The sequence below is a fragment of the Thauera sp. AutoDN2 genome, from assembly GCF_051280715.1.
Taxonomy (GTDB): Bacteria; Pseudomonadota; Gammaproteobacteria; order Burkholderiales; family Rhodocyclaceae; genus Thauera.
The window spans coordinates 1-1,053 of sequence record NZ_JBNCAR010000110.1 but is presented as its reverse complement, the minus strand read 5'-3'; the positions used below and the strand labels follow the sequence as shown (position 1 = coordinate 1,053).

General features: G+C 68.4%; 2 protein-coding genes. Both read right to left on the bottom strand.

The window, feature by feature from the left end:
- Positions 1 to 438 (bottom strand): hypothetical protein (locus ACPT9U_RS17750; RefSeq protein WP_435751930.1); only part of this gene is annotated, 438 nt, incomplete at its 3' end.
- A partial coding sequence (gene tnpC, locus ACPT9U_RS17745) for an IS66 family transposase (RefSeq protein WP_435751929.1) occupies positions 438 to 1,053 on the bottom strand: 616 nt, incomplete at its 5' end. The genes tnpC and ACPT9U_RS17750, both read right to left, overlap by 1 nt.

The following is a 1,053-nucleotide window of genomic DNA, read 5'->3' as shown; positions in this document are numbered from 1 at the left end:
GGCTGTCTTCTGGTTGATGCGCACGATGGTGCCGATGCGCGTTTGCAGGTGGCGGTCCTCGAAGCTGACGCGGTCGCCGACGCGGAAGTCCTCTCGGGTGGGGCGTTGGGTGGGCTTGGCTGTGGGCACCTGAGGCGCGGCGCGGCTGTCGGCGGGGAGCTCGATCGCTGCGTAGGGCAGCGTCCAGGTCACACGGGTGGCGTCGTCCTGCACCGTGACTTGGGTGTCCTTCATCGCCACGACGGTGCCGCTGCGCAGCTGCAGCGCGGCACCCGGCGCTTTCCAGTCCACGAAGCGCACCCGTTGTCCCAGGTTCAGATGCAGCCGGATCTGCACGATCCGCGACGGATCCGACATCAGGCGCTCGATCACACTCGACAGGTGGAACAGTTCGAGCGAGCTTGCGCGGTTGAGGGCTTCGAGGGTGGCGGGATCCATCAGGGCGCGGGCTTCCAGTTCATCGGCAGCAGTTCGTCGAGCCGGTCCATGCGCTGGCCGGGCAGGCGTGTGAGCACATCCTTCAGGTAGGCATAGGGCTCAATGCCGTTCAAGCGCGCCGTCTCGATCAGCGAGAGTGCCACGGCGGCAGCCCGTCCGCCACGTGGGCTGCCGGCAAACAGCCAGTTCTTCCGGGAGATCGCCACCGGTCGCATCGCTCGCTCGGCGGTGTTGTTGTCCGGGGCGAGCAGGCCACTGTCGGCGAACACGGTGAGCGCCGTCCAGTTCGACAGTGCATAGGCAAACGCACGCCCCAGCGGTGAGCGCGGTAGCAGCGTCGGGTGGTGATGGGTGAGCCAACGGTGGAACGCGGTGAGCACTCGCCGGGTGCGCCCCTGGCGCACGCGCAGGCGCACGTCTGGGTCGGCCTCGGCCAGGCGGCGCTCGATGCGGTAGATCAGCCCGATGAAGCGCAACGCGTCATCGGCCAGCCCGGGTGGCGCCCCCTTGGGAGCGGCCTTGGCCACATCGAAGAACTTGCGCCGCACATGTGCCCAGCACGCCACGTGGGTGACGCCCTCGCGGAAGCTGGCGTGGTAGCCGCTGTAGTCGTCG